Source organism: Rhizobium sp. YTU87027 (genome assembly GCF_050644135.1).
Lineage (GTDB): Bacteria > Pseudomonadota > Alphaproteobacteria > Rhizobiales > Rhizobiaceae > Rhizobium.
Map to the genome: position 1 here is coordinate 2,521,135 of NZ_CP098440.1, position 23,702 is coordinate 2,544,836.

Sequence of the window (23,702 nt, forward strand, 5' to 3'; positions counted from 1 at the left end):
GGCACGCCGCGCTAACGCTAGCGGCGGAAAACCCAATCGAGACGGATGTGTGCTCTATGTCGGTGGAGGCGCAGGTCAATCATGTCTGTTCCTTTCCGGGCATCCCCGCCCGGGTGATTGGATCGTGATTGACGGCAGGTCTCCTGGCTCACGAATATGTGCCTTCATCTGCCTTCCCGCGACTTCGTCGCAGTGGCATGGCCCAAGGGCCCTTGGATGAGCGGCAATCCGCTTACAGTTGCGGGGGCAGCCACGGTTTTGGTCCCTCTTGGGTCGTCCTCACCGTGTTCCCTATTAATCCCCTCAGAGTCGTCCTCGGGGAACCGTCGCGCTCAGTTACGCTGGCGAGCGGCGCGACGTCAAGTCAGCGGTTGGTCGGCGCCCGTCCCGGTTGGCTCTGCTGCATATCCTGAAACCCGACTTCAGGACATCCGCGGATGTTGGCGAAGGTGATCTCGCGGCGATCGCCCCATTCGGTCAATCCCCTCAGCGTCAAAACGTTCTCGTCGCGATAGACAAGATCCGTGCGGTAGATGCCGGCGCGGCGGGCCCGGTTCTGCGCCTGACTGACGTTGCAGGTGCCTTCCGATGGCGACACATGCCACGTGCTCGTACCACTGCCGTTGGATTGCCAACCGCCTGACTGGCCTAAAGCCGTCGCCGGCAAAAGGACTGCGAAAAACCCCAAGGTCGTATGGAAGGCCGCCTTCATAACCCCTGCCTCGATTGCGCGCGAAGTGTTGCCACAAGCGCCGAGATGATGCGGCCAAAATAGCCGGACCGATGCATAGCGCAATCATCTCCAGCCTAGGCTGCACGCCATTTACAACAAATCGCGAGGAAGTCGCCCATCAGCGTTGATGAACGGTTAAAAGTGCTCTGCTTGCCGGAGCAATCGCCGTCTCGACGCCGACGATTGCGCTCAGGCACGGCAAGCATCTATCGTGCTGGCTCTCCTTCTGGACGACCACGTGCAAGCTTGTCAGGAAGCGGCAGTCCGTTCGGGGTGAATTCGAGCGAGCCCGAGTTTATGCAGAAGCGCTCACCTGTAGGAGGTGGGCCGTCAGGAAAGACATGTCCCTGGTGCGCGCCGCAACGCGCACAAACGACTTCTGTCCTGAGCATACCGTACCGGGTGTCACAAACGCGCCGCAGGTGGTCGTCGGCTGCCGGGGCAGTGAAGCTCGGCCAGCCTGTACCACTTTCGAATTTCGCAACTGCCTTGAACAGGGGAAGGCCACAGAGCCGGCAGGTATAAAGCCCCTCGCGTCGCTCGTGGAGAAACACACCACAGAACGGTGCCTCCTCACCATGCTCCAAGAGCAGATGCCGATCCTCCTCGCTGAGGTCCGCCACAAGCTGCTGCATCAGTTCCCGAGTGGGAGGGGTGAGATCGAACTGCAATTCGACGATGTCACGCATTCTTGTTCTCCTTCAATCCCGGTGAATTCTCGAAATCGCTTGGCTGGATTACCGTTGCCAAAGACACCACCAACGGCGCCGGCAACCGCGGCGGAGCCAAGCAGGCTATGCCATGTGATCGATGATGCTGGAGCTGTCATGACATCCTCCATCTTGAGGTTGCTCGGGATGCGGCCACAATTTCACTGAAGGCGGCGCGCATCCTGCTGCATGATGGTGTTGGCGATACCTTGGATCGGTTCTCGCAGAGAGCCTTCTCACCTGTTCAAACGAGGGTGAGCGCCACGTCAATGTTGCCCCGCGTTGCCTTGGAGTAAGGGCAGATCTCATGTGCTGCGTGGATGAGTTCCTCCGCGACATCACGCTCGATGCCCGGTACGCTCACGTTCAAGCGTGCACGCAGGAAGTATGAACCACCGTCGGCGTTCAGATCGATTTCCGTGTCAATCTCAGGCTCAACGGGCAGCTTGATCTTTCTTTGCGCTGCAGCGACCTCAATGGCGCCGATGAAGCAAGCAGACCATGCGGCGCCGAAGAGGCGTTCGGCGGCCGGGTGCGGCTGTGACAACTGAAGGTCAAGCTCGCCATCGCTGCTGCGTGTGAAACCGTCGCGGCCACCCTTGTTGTGGGTCTTGCCGGTAAAGAGGAGCTTCTCGGTCATGGTAAAATCCTTTTTGGTTGCGCTAACTACTCGTATCCGCTTCAATCGGATACGATCTAAATAGGTTGACGAAAACCCGTTGTCAATACGATTGCGATTTAATCGGATGCGATTTATATAAAGGACATGACGAACAATCGAATAGGATCTCCCATGTCCGCATCCAAAACCGCCAAGAACCTGGAGACAGGGATGCCCTCTTCCGGCGAGAGCGACAGCAAGAGCAACAAGCTTTCAAACTTTCTGTGCTTCGCGGTCTACTCGGCAAATCTGGCCTTTGGCCGCGCATACAAGCCGATCCTGGACAAGCTGAACCTGACCTACACACAGTACATCGCAATGGTCGCCCTCTCCGAGAAGGACGACCAGACCGTGGGAACGCTCGGCGAAAAGCTCTTCCTGGAATCAAACACGCTGACGCCGATGCTCAAGAAACTTGAAACCTTGGGCTATATCCAACGCAGACGCGATCCCGCCGACGAGCGGCAGGTGAGATTGAGCCTGACTGCAGCCGGACGCGATCTCGTCGCGGCGGATCCCGGCGCTCCGCTGGTCGAAGCAACCGGCCTCGGCGAGGACTTTCCGGCCGTCCAGAAGTCCGTGGTACGGCTGCGCAACAACCTCCTGAAGGCAACGCAGGACGGATCTGAGAAGGATTGAATTCTCTCCGCCGGCGAGCGTCGATGCGTTCGGCGCTCGCCCCTAATCTGGTGGCAGATGCCACACCGATCAGCCAATCGTCGGGCAGCAACCGCGAAAACTCGCTGTAGATCTCGGCAACGCTTGGACGATCACTAGCCATCGAGCGTTCATCGGCGTTCGCGGCAGCGATGGCCGATAGCGCTGAGTGCATGAACCTGTTCCCGTGCCAAATCCTTTCTGCTCAATTTATATCGCGTCCGAATACATCGTACGCGCTTTAAATGCGCAAACCAAATCTCGACGTCAACATATCTGCGATTTAATCGGATGCGATTTTTGTGTTCAAGTGCGAGTGGCCGAAGCATTCTTTACTTATCTGAGCGATAGACCGCGCGGGCGCCCCCTGGGATGTCCGCGACGAATGTGGACCGCATCTGCAGCCATGACGGCGCACGGGTGCATCATACAAAATGGGGTTGCTGGCAGATCGCCATATCACCGTTCAAATCCGACATTCCCCCGAAAGGCTCATGGCGGTTACACGCGCAACTCGCTGCCGCTTCGAAAGTATATGTGGATTAACGCATGTGATAAATTCCATATCGCTGCACTTCAGGTAGCATGTGCTTGGATGATTACATTTCCTAGTCATCAAGAGGTCACTGCAAAACTCACATCGTTTGTTTTGCGGTGACCTCGCCAAAAATCCGCGAGCGGCGGATCCAGCCCCCCAGCACCTATGACATCAAGCATGTGACCGTTGACGAAACGCGATGCTCCTGGACGGATGACAGGTCCGCGGGACCAAGGCCTTGCAACGGGTCGCTCGCGTTCCCATCTTATGGCGGTCACCCAAAAATACGAACCTGACACGGTCGACGCCTCGCGCGTCGTGTCTTGCCGCTTTTCTCCGGTCTGCGTGATCGAAAACCGGCGCCGTGTCGAGCATGCCGCAAGAGCGGCAAAGGACTTCAACTGAACAAAACCGATATCGCCGCCGCCCCAGCGGCGGGTCCGCGCGAGCGCGACGACGCCGCTCGCGGCCCGGACAAAAACTGGAAACCTTATCCCTGCCTTCTCACGCGCCGTGAACTGCAGGAACTGATCGCTCAGCAACTTGGCTGAGACGCACCCCAACTCTGCAAGGAGAAAAAGATGCAGGTCATCGTCAGAGACAACAACGTCGAACAAGCCATGCGCGCACTGAAAAAGAAGATGCAGCGCGAGGGACTCTTCCGCGAAATGAAGGAACGCCGATCCTACGAAAAACCGTCGGAGCGGCGAGTGCGCGAGCGAGCGCAGGCAATCGCCAGGCAGCGCAAGGCTGCCAGGAAGAAGTTGCAGCGCGAAGGTCTTTTGGCCTCGCCGAGACGGCGCTCCTCCAGCCGATAGGCGTTCAGAAACATTTGCCGTCGGGTGTTCTCGACGGCAGCTCCATCCCGCGAAAGGATCAACTATGGAAGAACTGCACAGCCTGACGGTTTCCGATGAACGGCTAGAGGACTGCCGGGAGGTGATCGAACCTGATCTCCAGGAGCTCATTCAAACAACAGTCGCCTCCGGCTTCTCAGCCGAAGAGGTTCTGATTGCGATCAGTGAACTCGTGGCAGAGGACTATGCCGTGTTGGCCAAATACCCGAGCGTCCACTGATGTCCCGAACAGATCGGCGAATGAACATCCCAGCCGAGTCATGATCTCATGAGAGGTTGATCGTTTTGCGCAAACACCTACATCCCGCTTATCGCTCGTTGGCAGAGAGGAGGTTCGTCATGAACACGATCGGCCACGCAACCGAACCAACGTGGGCGGCACCCGTGGCAATCCAGATTGGGACACGACCCTCTGAATATATCCATGGTCCGGCCGAAGCGGTTGAGTATCTGGAACACCGATGGCCGCTCCAAAGCAGCATGCACGTCGAGGCGGCCAAGCGCCGGTGCGTGGAGGCCATGAACCACCTCGCGCACCTGGAAGCCGCCAGAGATGCATTTGTCGCAGCTGCTGTGGAAGCCAAAGTGTTGGCCTAATCAATTCCGAGGCGGAGGCGGCGTGCAATCATCGCCGTCTTCGCCGCCCGCCCATTGCTGACGGCCCCAACCGCTATGTCCAAATAAATGGACACGCCGCGTGGACCACGTTGGCTCAAAGCCGATAAATCTAATGCGTCGTGACGGACTTGGGTGAGCGTGAGCGACGGGGTTTGCTTGCGGGAGACGCGGCTATTGCAATCTCGGCAGCTTTCGTCTTCTTCGCGGCAGGCTTTTCACCCGCGGACTTCGTTGCGGTTTTCGGCTTCGCGGATTTCACCTTGACGGTCGGCTTCTTCGCCGCATCGACGCGTTCGCCAAACTCTTTGAACGCCTGCAGCCAATGCTTCATATCCTGACCGTGAGGGCGTCCCTCCTGCTCCCAGATCTCATAGGCACGACGGCGAATGTTCTCTTCATGCTCATTCATGACGGACCCTGCTCCTGTTGAAACCAATCTTAATTGGCGCAAGCGATCCAATAGGCAATGGAGACACCAGCATCGGTTGATCGAAAGAAGCCGGCAATAGCAGCGAACGCAACGTAGCGATTGTCTTTTCCGAAATGTCTCTATCTACCGTCGCGCGAACAAACTCAGCAGGAAGGAAACAAAATGAAACGCGTATCGATTTTGCTGCTTCTGGCAGGAGCCACGATGGCCGGATGCACGCCGACCCAGCAAGGGGCGGGAATTGGTGCAGCCTCGGGCGCGGTTATCGGCGGCGTGGCGACCGGCAACGTCCGCGGTGCCGCTGTTGGCGCTGCCATAGGTGGCGCCGCCGGCGCCGTCATCGGCAATGTCGCCGGGCAGCCCGGCCAATGCTACTACCGCGATCGGTACGGCCGGCGATACGTCGCCAACTGCCCACGCTGATAGCGCCAGGGCGCGGCAAGCGCGGCTGGCTCAAGTCAAGTGCGGAAGATCGCTACCGCGGCGATAACAAGCTCGGCTTGTTCGCCGCGTTCGCTTCGTTTGGAAGAAACTCCTGCCTTCAGGTCTATGCTCGTTGATTGGCCCTCCTCACTGATCGAGAGGGGGCGTCATTAGGCATCGAATTGGCAAGGCTCCATCTGCCGCTGTGCAGTCGGAAAATCAACTCCGAACCAGCACGCTCGCCTGTACCGGCAGCTCAATACCTTTCAGCGAAAGCGCACGGACATGCGCTGCGGATGTAAGATGCGCGGCCTGAGCGGCGGACTCCGGCGACATGACGATCTCGCCTGCCCCTGCTTGCGATTCCAGCCTCGACGCAAGATTAACAGCACCGCCAATCGCCGTGAAATCGCTGCGGAAGCTCGAAAACTCACCGATCTCAACCTCGCCGGTGTGAATGCCGACACCGACACCGAACGTGTGATCACGATCGAGGCTTTCGAACGCTGCTATGCAATGTTGCTGTATGTCGAGCGCCGCCATAACCGCGGCGGCGGCGTGATCCCTTCTCAGGATCGGAAAATTGAAGATCGCCATCAAGCCGTCGCCCATTTGCTTGTTGACGATACCGTCGTGGGCCCAGATCGCTTGCGCACATCGATCGTGAAACAGGCTGACAATCTCACTCAACCTGACCGGCTCGATATGCTCCGAGAGGGCAGTGAACCCTCTGATATCAGCAAACAAGATGGTTGCGGTCGCAGTAACATGGCGCTGTTTCTTGACGTAGCGAAACGACCGCTCGCAAATCGTGCAGATATTGGGGTTCATCTTGCTGCGGGTGACGCCAAATATGCGAAACGGCAGTGCAAGCGGGCCGCGGATTGGGATAGGAACGTGCATCTGATCCCAGCACCCCCGGCAGATTTGGGCATCCTTGTGACTGACCGGATCCGTTGGTTGGGAGGTTGGCATCCGCGACCTCCGACAAAAGGCTGGTCGTTACCCTGATTGAAAACAAACTTCTAATATTTGCCGGCATTTTGCAACTCAGGTGAAGCTTTTAACCACGAAAGATCGCAACCGCGGCAGCGACAAGCTCTACGTTGTTGGCTGCCACTTCCCCGCTTGGCAAAAGTTTTCCATCCTCGAGACCGACGCGTGTGGAATAGCATCGCTCCTTCGCCAGCCGGACGAACGGCCACACCGTGGCGTCGAAACCATGCAAAAGGATGGGTCGGCGCACATTGGCGCGCTGTAGCCTGACGATTATCTCCTCGCCGACATCGATTGCGGCTTGCAAGTCCGCCTCGTTATCGAGCTCAACGAGGATACGGAAAACGTGCTCATGTCCCTCCAGACCGATGTATCGTTCGGCATCCGCAACCGATGCCAGGCCGGCTTCGATCCCAATCCCTTTTTGACGCAGCAATGCCATGATGGACGGCGCGTCGCTCTCCGAGAGGTTCACCGACGCATAGTCCGGCAGGACACTCCAGCGACGAATGGCCTCCAAGTTCGCCGGTCGTCGCCTTCAATCCAGGCGCCGGTGGACACGCCGAGAAGCGAGCCAGGACAGGCACGCCGAACCGCATCGATCGTGTCATCGACCGCCGCGAGGCTCTCCCTCCCGTCAATGCCCCGCGGATGAATGTGGAGTTCGGCAGCACCTGCGGCCACCGCCCTAGCTGCGTCCCTTGCCATCGTCTCAGGTGTCAGAGGCAATTTTGGATGGTAGTCGATCGGCCGCGCGCCATTGATGCAAGCTTGAATGATCATGGGAAATCCACGCTGCTTCCATCTTACCTGACGCACTTGACGCCTCGGAACGCAAAAAGGCAACACACCGTTTTATCTGCCCATTTCGTGGAGAAGCGCTACTCCGGGCGATACTAAAACGCGATCCAGTGCGGGATCAGCGTTGATCAACAGCATCCCTGCACCCGGAACCGATATCTCGGCCGCCTGAATCTCCAACCGCGTGGGCTCGGGAACACTGGCGTGTTCAATATTCTCTTGCAAAAAAGCACGCATAATGATAATGACTGTCCAGTCAGTCATAATAGAAAACAGCAACGATGCCAGAGAAAAAGCGAGAAAGACGGGATCCGGAGCAGCGTCGGGCCGAGATTTTGGCCGCCGCCTTCGCCTGCTTCGCGGAACGCGGTTTCGCCGCGACCCGCATGGAGGATGTCGCGGCCCGCGCCGGCATCGCCAAAGGCACGGTTTATCTGCATTTCCCTGACAAGGAGCGACTCTTCATCGAGCTTGTGTCTGGCATCGCGACGCCTCTCCTCGGTGAAGTCGGCGGCATGGTCCAGAACGAGGCCATCCCAGCGCGTGCAGCTGTGTCAATGTTCTATGGGCTCTTCAAGCACCAGGTTCTGGAGACGGAGCGCCGGCATCTGCTGCGGCTGATCCTCGCCGAGGGTCCGATGTTCCCCGTTGTGACCGAATTCTATTACCGCGAGATCATCACCAAAGGCCTCGCGATCATACGCGTCCTGCTTGCCCGCGCCGCAGCGCGCGGTGAACTGCGCAATCCCGCTGTCGCTGATGTCCCGCAACTGGTTATGGCGCCGGCAGTGATGTCGATCATTTGGGCGACGCTTTTCGAAGGCTACGAGCACCTCGATACGCAGAAACTCTTCGACACGTTCCTTGACACGCTCTTCGTGCCGGAAGGAGGCACGATATGAAACGGATCCTCATCGTCGTCATAGTGGCCGCCGTGGCACTCGCCACCCTGCCCTTCCTGTTCTCCGACAGATCCCAGCGCGCCTACCAGGGGTGGATCGAGGCCGACACGCTGTTCATCGGCGCTGACACGAGCGGCCGCGTGGTCAAGCTCGATGTCGCCGAGGGCCAGGCAATTGCGCCCGGTGCGCCGCTCTTCAGCTTGGACTCTCAGAGCGAGGAGGCCGCCGTCGGCGCCGCACGCGCTTCATTGGCGCGCCTGCAGGCCGAACTGGAACTCGCCGAAGCCAAGCAAAAGCGGCCGGAAGAGATCGACATGCTGCGCGCCAGCGAACGTGAGGCGATCGCCCGGCTGGAGCTGGCATCGCAAGACCTCGATCGCACCCGTGTGCTCGTCGAGCGCGGCACCGCGACGAAGGCGACCCTCGATACGGCGACGGCCACGGAAGCCGCCAACCGCGCCGTCCTCGACAATGTCCGCAGCCAGATCACGCTTGCCAATCTGCCGGCCCGCGTTGAAATGCTGCGCCAATCGAGGGAAGCTGTCGCTGCGGCGAAGGCCGATCTAGCCTCGGCGGAAGCTGCGCTCGCCCGCCGCTTCGTGTCCGCTCCGGCAACGGGCAGCATTGAAACGATCTACTACCGCACCGGCGAGGTCGTCCCTGCCGGCCGACCGATTGTCGCGCTCTTGCCGCCAGAAAACGTCCGCATCCGCTTCTTCGTGCCCGAGACCGAGATCGCGTTGTTCTCGCTGGGTCAATCGATCCACGTCGCTTGTAATGCCTGCCAGCCCACCGATGCAAAGATCAGCTTCATCGCAAAGACCGCCGAATATACACCCCCGGTCATCTACAGCCTCGAGGAGCGCGCCAAACTCGTCTACCGCGTCGAGGCGATCCCCACTGATCCAAACGCACTGAGCCCTGGCCAGCCGGTGGATGTCAGCGCGGGAGCCAGTCCATGAGCGACACGGCAACGGTGGTCGACACTCCTGAAACGGTGATCGACGTCCATCACCTCACCAAAAGTTTCGGAAGCCGAAAGGTAGTCGACGATCTGTCCATGTCCGTGAAGAAAGGCCGCATTCACGGCTTTCTCGGTCCGAACGGCTCCGGCAAGACGACGACGATCCGCATGCTCTGCGGCCTGCTGACACCGGACAGTGGCGACGGCACATGCCTGGGTTTCGACATTCTGACCGAAAGCGATCGCATCCGCCGCCGCGTCGGCTACATGACGCAGAAGTTTTCGCTCTATCAGGATCTGTCAATCCGGGAGAATCTTGAGTTCGTCGCCCGCGTCTACGGCTTGGCGGATGCTCGCGGCAAAGCAAGCGCCGCGATTGAGCGTCTTGGCCTGAAAGGGCGCGAAGGGCAACTTGCCGGAGAACTCTCGGGCGGCTGGAAGCAACGCCTCGCGCTCGGCGCCTGCATCCTACCCGACCCCGCTCTGCTTCTCCTCGACGAGCCCACAGCCGGTGTCGATCCCAAGGCCCGCCGGGATTTCTGGAACGAGATACACGCGCTCGCCGCCGACGGCCTCTCGGTGCTCGTTTCCACCCACTATATGGACGAAGCGGAGCGCTGCCATGAAATCGCCTATATCGCCTATGGCAAACTGCTGGCGCAGGGAACAGTGGACGAAGTGATCGCGAGCACCGGTCTCGTGACTTGGACCGCCTCCGGGGCGGGCGTGCAACGTCTCCAAGCCGAACTGGAGAACCAGCCGGGTGTCGACATGGTCGCGCCCTTCGGGACCAGCCTGCATGTTGCCAGCCGCGACCCCAAGGCGCTTGAAAAAGCGATCGCGCCATACCGAGAACAGTCCGATCTCAAGTGGCAAGAGGGCGAAGCGACGCTGGAGGATGCCTTCATCGATCTGATGCGCCGCTCGGAGGACAATTTCCAATGACGATGACAACGGCGAACGGCAATCACAACGGCAACGGGATCTCATTCGGGCGCTTCTGGGCGATGACCATCAAAGAATTCATCCAGATGACCCGTGACCGCATAACGCTGGCGACGATGGTCGCCTTGCCGATCATGCAGTTGTTCCTTTTCGGCTTTGCAATCAACACGACGCCGCACAATCTGCCGACCGCAGTGCTGATGCGCGAGAACACCGACGTCGGCCGGTCGATACTGGCGGCGCTGGAGAATACCGATTTCTTCCAGATCCGTTATGTCGTCACCCGAGCCGAAGACATGGATTCGCTTCTGGAATCCGGCAAGGCCCTGTTCGTCGTGGAGATCCCCAACGGCTTCGAGCGCTCGCTTCGGCGCGGCGATACGCCATCGCTGCTGGTCGCTGCCGATGCCACCGATCCGGTCGCGTCGAGCTCGGCGCTGGGTGCGCTTTCCGGCATCGTGACGTCGGCGCTCGCCAACGACAGGCAGGTCGAGTTCGCCGAACCAACCAAGCCCGCCTTCTCCATCGTCCAGCACCGCCGTTACAATCCGGCCGGTTCATCGACGCTGAACATCGTACCCGGACTGCTCGGCACGATCCTGACGATGACGCTGCTGATCTTCACGGCCCTCTCCGTCACCCGGGAGATCGAGCGCGGCACGATGGAGAATCTGCTCTCCATGCCAATCAAGCCGCTGGAAATCATGCTGGGCAAGATTGCGCCCTATGTGCTGATCGGCCTCGTCCAGTCGCTGCTTATTATTGCCGCCGGCCTGCTTGTCTTCGGCATTCCAATCCTCGGCAACCCGGCTTCACTCGCGGCTGCGACCACGCTCTTTGTCATCACCAATCTGTCGATCGGCTACACCTTCTCGACGATCGCTGCCAATCAGTTGCAGGCCATGCAGATGGCGATGATGTTCTTCCTGCCGAACATCCTGCTGTCGGGTTTCATGTTTCCGTTCGCCGGCATGCCGAAATGGGCGCAATGGATCGGCGAGGCCCTGCCGTTGACCCACTATATCCGGATTGTCAGGGCGATCATGCTGAAGGGCGCCAGTATCGAGATCCTTGCCTACGACACGATCGCCCTCGCATGCCTGATGGCAGTCGCCATGCTGATTGCTGTCCGCCGCTTCCGCAGGACATTGGACTAGACGGTTTCAGCGGGATTTCGCCGGCGCCGCATATCCAGGAGAGATCATGACCGGCTGACTCGGGGCCGTCGGATGGCACGGACCTTGCCACTGTTGCCACCGCCACAATACAGCCGATCCGCGCCATCGGACTCAAGTCCCGATACGCCTATGCCCGCCGGCATGTCGATGCGTTCCAGCACCCGTCCGGAGTCGGGGTCAATGCGTCGGACATCGCACTCATCGCTTTCCCAGGTGGCGTGCCAGAGCTCGCCATCGACCCAGGTCACCCCGGTAACGAAACGATTGGACTCGATGCTGCGAAGAAGCGTGCCGGTCTCCGGATCGATCTGATGGATCTTCCGGCCACGATACTCTCCCACCCAAAGCGTCCCCTCCGCCCAGGCGAGCCCGGAATCGCCGCCATTGCCGGGAGCCGGGATCGTCGACAGCACCTCGCCGGTCTTTGGATCGATCTTCTGGATCCGGTCCTCGGCAATCTGGAAAAGATAGCGCCCATCAAAAGCGGTTCCGGCGTGCGCCGCAACGGCGATTGTATGCTCGACCTCACCAACATCGGGATCGAGGGCATTAAGCCTGTCGCCGGATGCGAACCAGACATGCTGGCCGTCATAGGTGACGCCGCCCACCTGGTTCACATCCGGAAAGGGGCCATATTCACGAAGGATTTCAGCTTTTGAGTGTTTCATGGGCCAATCCTAGTCATTGGGCAAAGGACCTGGGAGTAACAAAGTTGACGGGAACCCAGGCAACGAAGGGATCGTCCACCGGCGCGCGGGCCCGCGCCCGAAGGAGCGCACTTTGCCTGTTTCCGCGAGTGCATCAAGCGCCCGCTGCACAGTACGCGGGCTCGCTCCGATCGCAATCGCCAGTGCCGAACTCGACCAGGCCTCCCCGTCGGCCAGAAATGCGAGGATCTCACCATTCTGCTCCTCGATGGGCGGAGCCAGGATGACCACCTCGCTGGCGCGACGCGGCGCCAGCACAAAGCCGTCCTTGGTTGCCTCGATATCCGCTATGCGGTGAAGCTCACCGCGCAGACGCCCGACTTCAACACGCAGCCTGGCGCGGTGCGATTCATCGGCATCCTTCGCGCCGAACGCTCGGGCAACGAGCATGTTCCGCGACACGTCTACTGGCCAGTTCTCCGCAAGCGCACGAGCCAGCGCGAACAAGACCGGACGCGTCGTCAGCGAAACGAGCTCGTCGCCATTTCGCACGACATAACGGCATGCATCGACGACCAGCGCCCCTGACGTCAACACCGCCTCGACCTCCTCCAGCAGCAGGAATCGCTCGTCACCTTGCCCGATCAGCCTCGCTGCCGGTATTTTCAGAACTTGGGACACGGCCTCAACTTCCGCGTCGAGGGCTGGAATACCGGCCTCGCGCGCAGCATTTTCCGCACGACGCAGGGCCGCGCGTGCCGCACTCGTGCGAAGACGACGAATGGCAATCCCCCCAACGACCAGTTCGTGGGCAGTCCGCAACGGAGGCGGAAGCGGCGCCGGATCGACGCCCGTGAGCAGGCGTTCGGCCTCATCGAGATGGCCGATGAGCAACAACCGCCGGGCCTCGAGATGCCGCGCATGGGCAGCGTTCAAGCGGTCATCATGCGCCTCCAGCACTTCCCGCGCGGCGGTAAGTGTCTTGGCCGGCCAGGTCAGATCACGCGAGACGAGCGCGATTTCCGCCTCGGCAACGAGGCAGCGCGCTCGTGCAACAGGTTCCCTTGCTCCGAACGCACGGGCAGCCATCTTCAGCAGAGCCTTTGCCCGGACGAGATCGCCAAGCTGCGCCATCACGATGCCGCGAAGCGCAAGGGCGGGCGCATCGTTGCGCAGCGCTACCCTCTTCAAGGCGCCGAGAAGATCACCGGTCGAAAGTAGCCTCGCCGCGGCGATGATCATCGAGTCCATCGAAATCCCGTCAAACTTGTAACTCCCACCCTCGCCCGCTCCGGCCCTAGTCTGCTCACGACCACCAAGCAGGCCGCAACTGGCGGCATGCTACGTCAACAGACATCAAGAGGAGAAGTATGATGACGATGCATATTACAGGCACACGCGAAGAATGGCTTGCGGCACGGCTCGAACTGCTCGCCGAAGAAAAGGAACTAACGCGGCGCAGCGATATGCTGGCGCAACGCCGACAGGAACTGCCCTGGGTACGAATCGACAAGGACTACCGGTTCGAGACTGACAGCGGCAGCGCTTCGCTGGCCGACCTCTTCAAGGGCTGTTCGCAACTGCTCATCTACCACTTCATGTTCGGCCCTGACTATACGGCCGGATGCCCCTCCTGCTCGTCGATCGCGGACGGCTTCAACGGCGTTGTCGTCCATCTCGAAAACCATGACGTCGCCTTCACCGCCGTTTCCCGCGCGCCGCTTCCCAAGCTGCAGGCCTTCAAGGAGCGGATGGGATGGACCTTCGATTGGGCCTCCTCCTTCGGTAGCGATTTCAACCTCGACTTCAGCGTCTTGTTCAGCGAGCAGCAGCAGCGCGAGGGCGGGATAGAGTACAATTATCGCCATGAACCGCCCCTGGCGGGGCCGCCGAGAGGCCAGACCGTTCAGGAATGGAACCTGAAAGGCAGCGACAGCCCGATCGCCCAGATCGCGGCGTCCACCGGGACCGACATCGCTACATACACGCGCGACCGGCCGGGTCTCAGCGCCTTCGTACTCGAGGATGGCGTGGTTTACCACACCTACTCGAGCTATGCCCGTGGCCTGGACGGTATTTGGGGCATGTATCAGTGGCTCGACCGCGCACCCTTCGGCCGCAATGAGCAGGGCATCTGGTGGCAGCGTCACGACGAATACGGCCAGAGGCAAGGCTGATGCTTTCCGTCGACCAGACCCGGCGCAACGCATCGGCCGACCCACCGACCGAGAATGCAGCGAGCATCGCCGAGTGGCTGTGCCTTGCGGCAGCGCCAACCTTCGCCATCATGGCGATTGTCACGATGGCAAGCGGCGGAGCAGATATGATCTGCTCCGCAACGCAGGGCGCATTTCCAATGGATGGCATGGCGGCAATGTACCTGCTGATGTGCGCCTTTCACCTGCCGCCCTGGCTGCGGTTGATTTCCAGACGTGCGGTTGGCCCTACTCAGCCATGAAACCCGGACCCCGGAGCCACCGTTGGGACCCTTGTCCAGGGCAATGACGGGCTGCAAAGAATGACTTGTATTACTCCCTGCCCGCTCCACCTTAAGCCCCGAGTAAAGCTACCCAACCAGATAGGCAACCGGGAGAAGGTCAGTGCCAGATAGTTCCACGATCTCAGCAGCTGCATCGGGTCAATTTTCGATCGGCAACATAACCATCAATCGCCTTGGCTTCGGTGCCATGCGTGTTACGGGTCCAGGTATTTGGGGACCGCCTGCGGATAAGGCAGGAGCATTGGCCACCTTGCGCCGCCTGCCCGAGGTTGCCGTCAATTTCCTAGATACAGCCGATTCCTACGGCCCCGACGTGTCCGAGGAACTCATCAGCGAAGCGCTGTATCCCTACAAGGGGCTGTTGATTGCGACCAAGGCAGGTCTGACTCGCGAAGGACCGGATATCTGGACGCCGAACGGGCGGCCAGACTACCTCCTCGAGCGAACGAAGGGCAGCCTCAAGAAACTTCGCGTCGACCGGATCGATCTGTGGCAGCTGCACCGCATAGACACCAAGGTTCCGCGCGACGAGCAATTCGGCGCGGTAAAGACGCTCTTGGACCAGGGCCTCATTGCCCATGCTGGCCTGAGCGAAGTTTCGGTTGAAGACATTAAGGCGGCTCGAAAGGTATTTCCTGTCGCGACAGTTCAGAACCGCTACAACCTTGTCGATCGAGGCAGTGAGGATGTGCTTGACTACTGCGAGCGCGAGGGCATCGGCTTTATTCCCTGGTACCCACTGGCGGCAGGCGAGTTGGCCCGCCCTGGTTCCATCCTCGACAGGCTGGCAAGGAAATATGAGGCTACGCCGAGTCAGATCGCGCTCGCTTGGGTGCTCAAGCGCAGCCCTGTGATGCTGCCAATTCCCGGAACCTCCAGGGTGAAGCATCTCGAGGAAAACGTAGCGGCGGCAAACATCACCCTCGAGCAAGAGGACTTTGCAGCGCTGGATACGGCGGCTCGCCAAGCTGGCTCCTAGCGCCGGTGTAGGTACCACCGTCCATCAGGCGCCCAGCGCGAGATGATCGAAAGGATGTCGCCGCACGTCGGAGGGGCAGCGACCTTCGGCTGCGATCTTTCCTGTGAGTATCCTGCAGTTGCATTGTTGCTGACGTTTTTTTGTCATCAGGACGTTTTGTCCAGATGGCACCGCTCTATTTCTAGTCACAAGATTGCGTCCCCACCATCATGCGACCGAGCGGAGACCGCCGTTGGCAACCGAAACAGAATTGAAGCTCGAACTGAGCGCCGATGCAGCCGAGACACTGTTGACGTCCAGCTTGCTGGGCGATCCCGTTTCTGTGGATTCCCTGACTTCCATTTACTTTGACACTCCCGACCAACAAGTGCGGCACGGTGGTTATTCGCTCCGAGTTCGTCAGGTTGGCGAAGCGCATGTCCAAACCGTCAAGGCAACCGGGTCGAACAACGCCATTTTTGCGCGCTCCGAATGGGAGGTCCCGGTAGCAGGCAACGCACCTGTGATTGATTACACGACGCCGCTGAGAGCTGAACTTGATATCGAGGGCAGCGATCTCGTCCGACAGTTCTCCACCTTCGTCAAACGGCATCGGTGGGATGTAGAGGAGGACGGAAGCAAGATTGAAGTTGCCCTGGACACGGGCTTGATTGCCGCCGGCGACCGCCAGATGCAGATAAGAGAACTGGAGCTGGAGCTGAAGGACGGCAAGCCAAGCGCGCTGTTCATCGTCGCCCGCAAGATAGAAGCCCTTGTCCCGATTCGCATTGGTGTCTCGGCAAAAGCCGAGCGAGGATACCGCCTGGTCGGCGAGCAAGCGTCGGTGTACAAGGCCGACCCCGTGCATCTTGATCGCGGTCTACGTGTCTCCGCTTCGTTCCAAGTCATCGCCGAAGCGTGTCTTCGGCATTTCCGACTGAACGAATCGATCCTCCTGGACAACGCGAATCCACTCGCACTCCACCAAGCTCGCGTGGCGCTAAGGCGACTGCGGTCTGCCTTCTCGCTCTACAAGGCAATCCTGGTCGATCCAGAATCTGAGCGGCTCAAGGAGGAATTGAGATGGTTGGCCGGCGTTCTCGGCGCAGCGCGGAACATCGATGTAATGGTCACAAGGGTCGGAAACGGCGGCGAGATCAAAAGCCGTCTGCTTGAAGCGCGCGACAGCGCCTATGAAGACGTTTTGAACGCGCTTTACGGTTCGCGTGCCAAAGCCCTTATGCTCGACCTCAACGAATGGCTCCACTGCGGAGCGTATCTCACGCTGGCGGAAACCGCGGAGGTCCGCGACGGGCCGATCGTCGACTTCGCAATCGAGGCTCTCGACCGCCAACGCAAAAAGTTGAAAAAACGGGGCAGGTCTCTTGTCGAAGCCGACAACGAACACCGGCACGAGGCGCGCAAGGCCGCGAAGAAGCTCAGATACGCAAGCGAATTCTTGAGCTCATTGTTCAGCAGCAAACGGGCAGAGCGACGGTACGCGAAGTTCATCAAAACGATGGAACAATTGCAGGACGAACTCGGCCTTCTCAACGACATGGCAACCGCACCCACCGTCATTCACAATCTGGAGCTGGATTCGCATCCCGACGCCGAATCCTTGTTGGTTGCCGGCAACAGCGAGAAGCTTGTCAACGCTGCCCAATCGTCTTTGGACGAACTGATGGAGCGAAAAAGGTTCTGGCGGGGATGAAGTAGACTGCCGAAGTCCTGTACCCCTCGAACCTGCCGGAGATTCTCGGCGCACCACATTCCGAAACCCGCCGACAAAACGCGATCGTCCGTTTCAGATATGAGAAACGAAATATAAGCACTTTGCGAACGCAGGACTTAGTGGAATCTACGATTCCAGTTCAGGTTGGTGAATCGGGGTCATTTGTGACCTGAACGCGAGGGGGACAGGTTCATTATGTATGGGTAGCAGGATTTTGTTGATCGCGTGCGCTATCGCCGCATCGGCATTTGTCACGCCTTTGCGCGCTGCAGACCTTTTGCCGGCTACGGCACCGCAACCTCAAGCCCAGCAACCGAACGGCTGGACGTTTTCGTTCGCTCCCTACTTCTGGGTTGCGGGCCTCGATGGCAAGTCTCAAGTGTTCGGCCTTCCGACCGTCGACCTGCATGAGAACTTCGGCGACATCCTGAAGGATCTGGACTTTGCCTTCATGGCAGCGGGCGACGCGCGCTACGACCGGTTCAGCATTTTCACCGACATCAACTATGCGCGCGTAACGACGGGTGCTGCCACGACGCGTGGCGTCGTTGCCGACGAAGTCGACGTCAAATCGGTCACGTTTACCTCGTTGCTGGGCGTCGGATATACCGTTTACCAGGACGCGAAGGCCCGCCTGGATGTGACCGCAGGTGCCAGATACTGGCATGTCGAAACCAGAATCGCGCTGAACGGTGGGCTCATCGGAAATCTGTCGCGCACCGACACAGCCAACTGGGTGGATGGAGTGGTCGGCGTCAGAGGCGACTACCTGCTGACTGACAAGGCCTTTCTGACAGGCTTGGCGATGATCGGCGGCGGCGGCGCCGATCTGGACTGGGATGTGCTCGCCGGTGTCGGCTACAAATTCAACAACACGGTCTCTGCCGTTGCCGGGTATCGCGCCCTCGGCGTCAACTACAGCAACGACGGCTTCACCTACGACATGATCCAGCACGGCCCAATCATCGGGGCGGTCATCCACTTCTAGTGGACATTCCTATTCCCAGCAGCCAGATCCGCTGGGGCGAGTTGTTGAGTGCGCCGATCCAAACGGCGACGCACTCAGCAAGCCTTTTTCCGGTTACACCGAACGGGTCAGGCCACCGTCGACGCGAATGTTCTGCCCCGTCATATAGGCTGCTCCCGTCGATGCGAGGAACGCAACGGTCGCGGCGATTTCCTCGCTCGTGCCGTAACGCTTCATCGGAACGCTATCGCGGCGCTCTTCTGTTGCCGGAAGACTGTCGATCCAGCCGGGAAGGATATTGTTCATGCGGATGTTCTCGGCCGCATAGGTCTCCGCAAATATCTTGGTGAACGACGCCAACCCGGCACGGAACACGGCCGACGTTGGGAACATCGGGCTCGGCTCGAACGCCCATGCCGTGGAAATATTGATGATGGCGCCGGCCTTCTGCTTCTGCATGTGCGGCGTCACGAGGCGCGTCGGGCGAATGACATTCAGGAGGTAAACCTCCATACCCCGGTGCCAGTCTTCGTCCGATATGTCGAGGATGGGGGCGCGGGGCCCGTGGCCCGCGCTGTTCACGAGCACATCGATGCGTCCCCAGGTGGAGATTGCGAGATCAACGAGCTTGCGGAGATCGTCATTTGATTGGTTGGAGCCGGTTACACCGACACCCCCCAGTGTTCTTGCGAGTTCCTCGCCCTTGCCCGACGATGAAAGGATTGCCACCTTGAACCCGTCGACCGCAAGACGCTTCGCGGCAGCAGCGCCCATTCCGCTGCCGCCGGCCGTGATCACCGCTACCTTTTCTACTGACATCGCACTCTCCTGTCTTAAAGAGGATCCGCACACCATTGCGGTCTACAGTTGGCCATGAAGTGTGATATCATTGGTGTGGCGTCAGTGCGAACCAGTTCCGTTCCCAGCAAGCAGTAGAAAATCTATCGAATGGCAGAAGGTATCAGGCGTCTTCCCTCCCTCAACGGCCTTCGCGTGTTCGAGGTGGTTACCCGGCATTTGAACTTCCGCCTGGCAGCGGAGGAAATCGGGGTGACCCAAGGAGCTGTAGCCCAGCAGATACGGGGCTTGGAAGCAGAGTTGGGCTTGAAGCTGTTTGACAGGCTTCCACGAACGCTCTCGTTGACTGAGGCGGGCCAAAGCTACGTGACGAACATCCGCCGCGCATTTGAACTGATCTCGGAGGCAACCGAAACGCTGAAGCCGGAGCCGCTTCACCTGACGATCAGCGTTACGCCGACATTCGCCTCGAAGTGGCTGATCCCGCGCCTGCCGGACTTCACAGCAACTCATCCCAACATCGATCTGCGCATTCTGGCGAGTGATCGTATTGCCAATTTCCAGACCGACGCAGTCGATCTCGCGGTTCGCCATGGCCGACCGCCCTTCGGACCGAACTTGAACGCTGAGCTCTTATTCAATCACATCATCATTGCCGTCGGCAGTCCCCTGCTGGTGGAGAAGCTCGGCCGCCCTTCTCAAGGCGACAACCTCGCACACTATCCGCTCCTTCACGACGGCCACGACCTTTGGCCGCAGTTTCTCGAGTTGGCGTTTCCGCACACCCCACTGGCAGGCGCCAAGAACATCCGGTTCAATCAGACGTCGCTGGCGATAGAGGCCGCGATTGCCGGTCAGGGCCTTGCTCTGACAAGCACCTTCTTCGTGGAGGACGACTTGGCGGCGGGGCGCCTTCTCCGCGTACTGCCGACGGAACTCACGGTTGGCACCGACTTTTACGTCGTCTCGCCACGTAAGCCGCGCCATCCCGCATCTGTGGCTGCGGTAAGGAATTGGCTTGCCCGTCAGACATGTGGCAACCGTCCGGATTGCGTTTAAGCCAAGGTCGGCGGCCATAGAAACCCTTTCCCGAAGGCCCCGATGAGACATGCACCAGCATCAACATCGAGCGCGGCCGGTGTCGGGAAAAGGTCAGATTGCGGTGGAACGCGCCAGCAAAAACAGCAGATTCCACAGAACAGACTGGCACTGTTCCCATTTCTATAGTAGCTCCTAAGCTTGCTGTCAGAAATGCACGCTACGATGCGGGAGAACTATCATCGGAAAGTCTAGATGACGCGGAAAAACATAGGCTCATTGCAATTGGCCGTTCTGGCCTTGCTGCTGGCAGGATGCACCAAGGTGGAGCCTTTGGAAACCGCCGCCGTCAGTCAGTCGATCCCGACGCCCGCGAAGACGGATCAGGCGGTTATCGCAGATACAGTCAGCCGCGGCCCTGTCGGAGTGAAGCCCCTTGCCTGGGCCAACCCTTCGACCGGAAGTGCGGGCGTGATCGAAGAAATCGGCGTTGATCCCGAAAGTTCATGCCGCGCCTTTGTCACCACCCAGCGTACGCTCGAGGGAGAAACTCGGTTCAAGGGCCTTGCTTGCCCGTCCGGTGACTCCGACTGGAAGCTCGGACCCGCGCAGTAACTGAGATCGCCGCATCCTCATCTGGGACCAAGCCAAGGAACATCGCACGCTGGCCGAACAGCCGTGATCATTCTCCCGGGTAACTCGCACGAGCACGGACTCGCTCTCATTGCCGGCGGTCAAAGGAGCGCGCAGGTATCTCATCCCAGACCACCTAGCGGATGCAGTCCCTACGGATCGAGGCTCGGGCGCTACTGGGGTTTGATCTGAGATCCCAAGCTGCTCGCAGTGAGGCTTTGGTGATGCTTTGCGTGGTTGTACGGTCAATCGCCTTGTTTGCAGCCGCTCGACCAAGCAGCCCAGCGCCAAGAAAATTGCTGACCGCTAAAGCAGTCGGCCGAACGAAGCCGGCGTCGGAAGTTGAGTCCGTTCCAATCAGCCATGTCGATGCTGAATTTCTATATCAACGATGCAGGACAGCACTTCTCCAAGCCGCAACGCAAAGAGCTGGATAAGGTCAAGGACCAACTTCGCAGGGTTTCGGGCGAAGCCCAAGGGATGAGAAGCAGTAAGCTCCGGCGTCGATTGGGACCCGGACCACAGCCAAGCACGGCGACAACCGAGAAGGAAGCGTGGACGCGGCTCAGCGCCGCGTCCACCAATTTCTTAGCAATCAAACGAGATCAAAACGATCGGCGTTCATTACCTTGGTCCAGGCTGCCACGAAGTCCTTGACGAACTTCTTCTTGGCATCGAACTGGCCATAGACTTCCGCAAGGGCGCGAAGTTGAGAGTGCGAACCGAAGATCAGGTCGACGCGGGTGCCGGTCCACTTGAGTTCGTTCGTCTTGCGGTCACGCCCCTCGTAAACACCTTCCTTGCCGGCGACCGGAGACCACTGGGTACCCATGTCGAGCAGGTTGACGAAGAAGTCGTTCGTCAGTGCTTCGGGACGAGACGTGAAGACGCCATGCTCGGGCTGGCCAGCCTTCAGCACGCGCAGTCCGCCGACGAGAACCGACATTTCCGGAGCGGTCAGCGTCAACAACTGGGCGCGGTCGACGAGCGCTTCTTCCGGCTTCATGAACTGGCGACCGCCGACATAGTTGCGGAAACCGTCGGCGCGCGGCTTAAGCGCAGCGAAGGAGGCCGCATCCGTCTGTTCCTGCGAGGCATCCGTGCGGCCAGGCGTGAACGGCACGGTGACGTCGTGGCCGCCGGCCTTTGCCGCCTTCTCGACACCGGCGGCACCGGCGAGAACGATTAGGTCGGCGAGCGAGATCTTCTTAGCCCCGGTCTGAGCGGCATTGAAATCCTTCTGGATACCCTCGAGGACGCCAAGCACCTTGGCAAGTTGGGTCGGCTGGTTCACCTCCCAGTCCTTCTGAGGCGCAAGCCGGATGCGTGCGCCATTTGCGCCGCCGCGCTTATCCGAGCCGCGGAAGGTCGAGGCAGATGCCCAGGCGGTCGAGACCAGTTCCTGCACGGACAGGCCGGTTGAGAGAACCTTGTCCTTCAGTTCGGCAATGTCCGCATCGTCGACCAGCTTGTGATCAACGGCCGGGATCACATCCTGCCAGATCAGGTCTTCCGCCGGCACTTCCGGCCCGAGGTAACGGACCTTCGGCCCCATGTCGCGGTGGGTCAGCTTGAACCAGGCGCGAGCGAAGGCATCTGCAAACTGATCGGGATTTTCAAGGAAGCGGCGAGAGATCTTCTCGTATGCCGGATCGAAACGCAGCGACAGGTCGGTGGTCAACATCGTCGGAAGATGCTTTCTCGACGCGTCATAGGCATCGGGAATCGAAGCATCGGCGTTCTTGGCCTTCCACTGCTTCGCGCCGGCCGGGCTTTGAGTTAGCTCCCATTCAAAGCCGAACAGGTTTTCGAAGAAGTAGTTGCTCCACTTCGTCGGAGTCTGCGTCCACGTCACCTCAGGACCGCCAGTGATGGCATCCTTGCCGACGCCGGTACCAAACGAACTCTTCCAGCCGAGCCCCTGATCTTCGATCGCCCCGCCTTCCGGCTCTGCGCCGATAAGCGACGGGTCGCCGGCTCCGTGCGTCTTGCCGAAGGTATGACCGCCGGCAATCAGCGCTACCGTCTCTTCATCGTTCATAGCCATACGGGCAAAGGTTTCACGGATGTCGCGGGCAGCCGCGACCGGATCGGGGTTGCCGTTCGGACCTTCGGGATTGACGTAGATCAAGCCCATCTGCACGGCGCCGAGTGGTTCAGAGAGCTCACGCTCGCCACTGTAACGCTCATCGCCCAGCCAAGTGGCCTCTGGACCCCAGAAGAGTTCCTCGGGCTCCCATACGTCGGCGCGACCGCCGGCAAAACCAAAGGTCTTGAAGCCCATGGATTCGAGCGCAACGTTACCGGTCAGGATCAACAGGTCGGCCCAGGAGATCTTGTTTCCGTATTTCTGCTTGATCGGCCACAGAAGACGGCGAGCCTTGTCGAGGTTGGCGTTGTCCGGCCAGCTGTTGAGTGGGGCGAAACGCTGCTGACCGGCACCTGCACCGCCGCGGCCGTCAGTGATGCGGTAGGTGCCGGCGCTGTGCCATGCCATACGGATGAACAAACCGCCGTAGTGACCGAAGTCGGCCGGCCACCAGTCCTGCGAATCGGTCATCAACGCATGAAGGTCCTTCTTCAGCGCATCGAGGTCGAGCGTCTTGAATTCCTCGGCATAGTCGAACGCCTTGCCCATCGGATCGGAAAGAGCGGAATGCTGGTGAAGAACCTGCACGTCCAGCCGGTCCGGCCACCAGTCGCGATTGGATCGACCACGGGGCGCACTGCCATGCGCGACAGGACATTTTCCTGCGCTGTCGGGTTTCTGGTCCATAACGTTCTCCTTGATTGCTTTGAATTTTCTGCCGTCCAAAGGGGGATCTGCCAAACCACGAGGCTCGGTCACATCGCCCGGAAACGGTTTTCGGCACTCAGGCCGAGGGTACCGGTCGACACATCCTCCCTTCGCTCCTTCATATCGGAAGCAGATCATAATTCTAAGTTGGATTTATTGATCGTTACGATAAGTAAAAGCTATGAAATTGGCGAACAACGTTCGCTTCAAAACTTT

General features: G+C 59.6%; 26 protein-coding genes, 1 pseudogene and 1 riboswitch. Of the genes and pseudogenes, 17 read left to right on the plus strand and 10 right to left on the minus strand.

The window, feature by feature from the left end; genetic code table 11:
- Positions 1–116 precede the first annotated feature (116 nt).
- Positions 117–343: riboswitch (cobalamin riboswitch) on the minus strand.
- Between the two features lie 21 nt (positions 344–364).
- The 3 genes from NBG89_RS12555 to NBG89_RS12565 all read right to left on the minus strand — a co-directional run bounded on the left by NBG89_RS12555 (position 365) and on the right by NBG89_RS12565 (position 2,083).
- On the minus strand, positions 365–712 hold the full coding sequence (locus NBG89_RS12555) for a hypothetical protein (protein ID WP_431320242.1): 348 nt from the start codon (positions 710–712) through the stop codon (positions 365–367).
- 227 nt (positions 713–939) lie between these two features.
- The gene (msrB, locus tag NBG89_RS12560) at positions 940–1,422 is read right to left on the minus strand and encodes a peptide-methionine (R)-S-oxide reductase MsrB (RefSeq protein ID WP_431320243.1); all 483 of its coding nucleotides are present in this window, start codon (positions 1,420–1,422) and stop codon (positions 940–942) included.
- 265 nt (positions 1,423–1,687) lie between these two features.
- Positions 1,688–2,083 (minus strand): organic hydroperoxide resistance protein, encoded by a 396-nt coding sequence (locus tag NBG89_RS12565; RefSeq protein WP_088695150.1) that lies wholly within the window; start codon positions 2,081–2,083, stop codon positions 1,688–1,690.
- Positions 2,084–2,236: 153 nt separating this feature from the next.
- On the opposite strand from NBG89_RS12565, the gene NBG89_RS12570 reads away from it, so the two are divergent.
- The 4 genes from NBG89_RS12570 (at position 2,237) to NBG89_RS12585 (ending at position 4,753) form a co-directional block, all read left to right on the plus strand.
- Positions 2,237–2,743, plus strand: coding sequence for a MarR family winged helix-turn-helix transcriptional regulator (locus NBG89_RS12570; RefSeq protein ID WP_431320244.1), 507 nt, complete (start codon positions 2,237–2,239; stop codon positions 2,741–2,743).
- A 1,137-nt stretch (positions 2,744–3,880) separates the two neighbouring features.
- Positions 3,881–4,117, plus strand: a complete 237-nt coding sequence (gene rpsU, locus NBG89_RS12575) for a 30S ribosomal protein S21 (RefSeq protein ID WP_007791329.1) — start codon at positions 3,881–3,883, stop codon at positions 4,115–4,117.
- 64 nt (positions 4,118–4,181) lie between these two features.
- The gene (locus NBG89_RS12580; protein ID WP_431320245.1) at positions 4,182–4,376 is read left to right on the plus strand and encodes a hypothetical protein; all 195 of its coding nucleotides are present in this window, start codon (positions 4,182–4,184) and stop codon (positions 4,374–4,376) included.
- Positions 4,377–4,495: 119 nt separating this feature from the next.
- Positions 4,496–4,753, plus strand: coding sequence for a DUF982 domain-containing protein (locus NBG89_RS12585; protein WP_007791322.1), 258 nt, complete (start codon positions 4,496–4,498; stop codon positions 4,751–4,753).
- A gap of 130 nt (positions 4,754–4,883) precedes the next feature.
- On the opposite strand, the gene NBG89_RS12590 is transcribed toward NBG89_RS12585, so the two are convergent.
- Complete coding sequence (locus NBG89_RS12590) at positions 4,884–5,183, minus strand: DUF2934 domain-containing protein (RefSeq protein ID WP_088695156.1); 300 nt, start codon at positions 5,181–5,183, stop codon at positions 4,884–4,886.
- 183 nt (positions 5,184–5,366) lie between these two features.
- On the opposite strand from NBG89_RS12590, the gene NBG89_RS12595 reads away from it, so the two are divergent.
- Entirely contained in the window at positions 5,367–5,627 is a 261-nt protein-coding gene (locus NBG89_RS12595; protein ID WP_431320246.1) for a YMGG-like glycine zipper-containing protein, read from the plus strand.
- Positions 5,628–5,846: 219 nt separating this feature from the next.
- Here the strand turns inward: NBG89_RS12595 and NBG89_RS12600 are convergent, their stop codons facing one another.
- Positions 5,847–6,602, minus strand: a complete 756-nt coding sequence (locus NBG89_RS12600) for an adenylate/guanylate cyclase domain-containing protein (RefSeq protein WP_431320247.1) — start codon at positions 6,600–6,602, stop codon at positions 5,847–5,849.
- An 88-nt stretch (positions 6,603–6,690) separates the two neighbouring features.
- Positions 6,691–7,406: pseudogene (locus NBG89_RS12605) on the minus strand (3-keto-5-aminohexanoate cleavage protein).
- Between the two features lie 299 nt (positions 7,407–7,705).
- On the opposite strand from NBG89_RS12605, the gene NBG89_RS12610 reads away from it, so the two are divergent.
- From NBG89_RS12610 to NBG89_RS12625, 4 genes are read left to right on the plus strand one after another with little or no spacing between them, the layout of a single operon-like run.
- A complete protein-coding gene (locus NBG89_RS12610) occupies positions 7,706–8,326 on the plus strand; it encodes a TetR/AcrR family transcriptional regulator (protein ID WP_088695160.1) in 621 nt (206 codons plus the stop codon).
- Complete coding sequence (locus NBG89_RS12615) at positions 8,323–9,288, plus strand: HlyD family secretion protein (protein ID WP_431320248.1); 966 nt, start codon at positions 8,323–8,325, stop codon at positions 9,286–9,288. The genes NBG89_RS12610 and NBG89_RS12615 overlap by 4 nt, the downstream gene beginning before the upstream one ends.
- The gene (locus tag NBG89_RS12620) at positions 9,285–10,235 is read left to right on the plus strand and encodes an ABC transporter ATP-binding protein (RefSeq protein WP_431320249.1); all 951 of its coding nucleotides are present in this window, start codon (positions 9,285–9,287) and stop codon (positions 10,233–10,235) included. Before NBG89_RS12615 ends, NBG89_RS12620 begins: the two co-directional genes overlap by 4 nt.
- The gene (locus tag NBG89_RS12625) at positions 10,232–11,392 is read left to right on the plus strand and encodes an ABC transporter permease (protein WP_431320250.1); all 1,161 of its coding nucleotides are present in this window, start codon (positions 10,232–10,234) and stop codon (positions 11,390–11,392) included. Before NBG89_RS12620 ends, NBG89_RS12625 begins: the two co-directional genes overlap by 4 nt.
- 44 nt (positions 11,393–11,436) lie before the next feature.
- Here NBG89_RS12625 and NBG89_RS12630 read toward each other — a convergent pair whose 3' ends face one another.
- Positions 11,437–12,081 (minus strand): Vgb family protein, encoded by a 645-nt coding sequence (locus NBG89_RS12630; RefSeq protein ID WP_431320251.1) that lies wholly within the window; start codon positions 12,079–12,081, stop codon positions 11,437–11,439.
- A 9-nt stretch (positions 12,082–12,090) separates the two neighbouring features.
- A complete protein-coding gene (locus NBG89_RS12635; RefSeq protein WP_431320252.1) occupies positions 12,091–13,311 on the minus strand; it encodes a helix-turn-helix domain-containing protein in 1,221 nt (406 codons plus the stop codon).
- Positions 13,312–13,433: 122 nt separating this feature from the next.
- Here NBG89_RS12635 and NBG89_RS12640 point away from each other — a divergent pair, with 122 nt between their 5' ends.
- The 5 genes from NBG89_RS12640 to NBG89_RS12660 all read left to right on the plus strand — a co-directional run bounded on the left by NBG89_RS12640 (position 13,434) and on the right by NBG89_RS12660 (position 18,241).
- On the plus strand, positions 13,434–14,237 hold the full coding sequence (locus tag NBG89_RS12640) for a DUF899 domain-containing protein (protein WP_431322682.1): 804 nt from the start codon (positions 13,434–13,436) through the stop codon (positions 14,235–14,237).
- Positions 14,237–14,518, plus strand: a complete 282-nt coding sequence (locus tag NBG89_RS12645; protein ID WP_431320253.1) for a hypothetical protein — start codon at positions 14,237–14,239, stop codon at positions 14,516–14,518. Before NBG89_RS12640 ends, NBG89_RS12645 begins: the two co-directional genes overlap by 1 nt.
- A gap of 142 nt (positions 14,519–14,660) precedes the next feature.
- Complete coding sequence (locus NBG89_RS12650) at positions 14,661–15,539, plus strand: aldo/keto reductase (protein WP_431320254.1); 879 nt, start codon at positions 14,661–14,663, stop codon at positions 15,537–15,539.
- A gap of 232 nt (positions 15,540–15,771) precedes the next feature.
- Positions 15,772–17,232, plus strand: a complete 1,461-nt coding sequence (locus tag NBG89_RS12655; protein WP_431320255.1) for a CHAD domain-containing protein — start codon at positions 15,772–15,774, stop codon at positions 17,230–17,232.
- 220 nt (positions 17,233–17,452) lie between these two features.
- Positions 17,453–18,241: a hypothetical protein gene (locus NBG89_RS12660; protein WP_431320256.1), complete on the plus strand. Its 789-nt coding sequence runs from the start codon at positions 17,453–17,455 to the stop codon at positions 18,239–18,241.
- A 93-nt stretch (positions 18,242–18,334) separates the two neighbouring features.
- On the opposite strand, the gene NBG89_RS12665 is transcribed toward NBG89_RS12660, so the two are convergent.
- Positions 18,335–19,039: an SDR family oxidoreductase gene (locus NBG89_RS12665; RefSeq protein WP_431320257.1), complete on the minus strand. Its 705-nt coding sequence runs from the start codon at positions 19,037–19,039 to the stop codon at positions 18,335–18,337.
- 129 nt (positions 19,040–19,168) lie between these two features.
- Between NBG89_RS12665 and NBG89_RS12670 the strand changes: the two genes are divergently transcribed.
- The 3 genes from NBG89_RS12670 to NBG89_RS12680 all read left to right on the plus strand — a co-directional run bounded on the left by NBG89_RS12670 (position 19,169) and on the right by NBG89_RS12680 (position 21,346).
- Positions 19,169–20,077: a LysR substrate-binding domain-containing protein gene (locus NBG89_RS12670; RefSeq protein WP_431320258.1), complete on the plus strand. Its 909-nt coding sequence runs from the start codon at positions 19,169–19,171 to the stop codon at positions 20,075–20,077.
- Between the two features lie 234 nt (positions 20,078–20,311).
- Positions 20,312–20,671, plus strand: coding sequence for an RT0821/Lpp0805 family surface protein (locus tag NBG89_RS12675; protein ID WP_088695171.1), 360 nt, complete (start codon positions 20,312–20,314; stop codon positions 20,669–20,671).
- Positions 20,672–21,052: 381 nt separating this feature from the next.
- On the plus strand, positions 21,053–21,346 hold the full coding sequence (locus tag NBG89_RS12680) for a DUF3175 domain-containing protein (RefSeq protein ID WP_431320259.1): 294 nt from the start codon (positions 21,053–21,055) through the stop codon (positions 21,344–21,346).
- On the opposite strand, the gene katG is transcribed toward NBG89_RS12680, so the two are convergent.
- The gene (gene katG / locus NBG89_RS12685) at positions 21,285–23,465 is read right to left on the minus strand and encodes a catalase/peroxidase HPI (protein WP_431320260.1); all 2,181 of its coding nucleotides are present in this window, start codon (positions 23,463–23,465) and stop codon (positions 21,285–21,287) included. The two genes, NBG89_RS12680 and katG, sit on opposite strands and share 62 nt — an antisense overlap.
- Between the last annotated feature and the right edge of the window lie 237 nt (positions 23,466–23,702).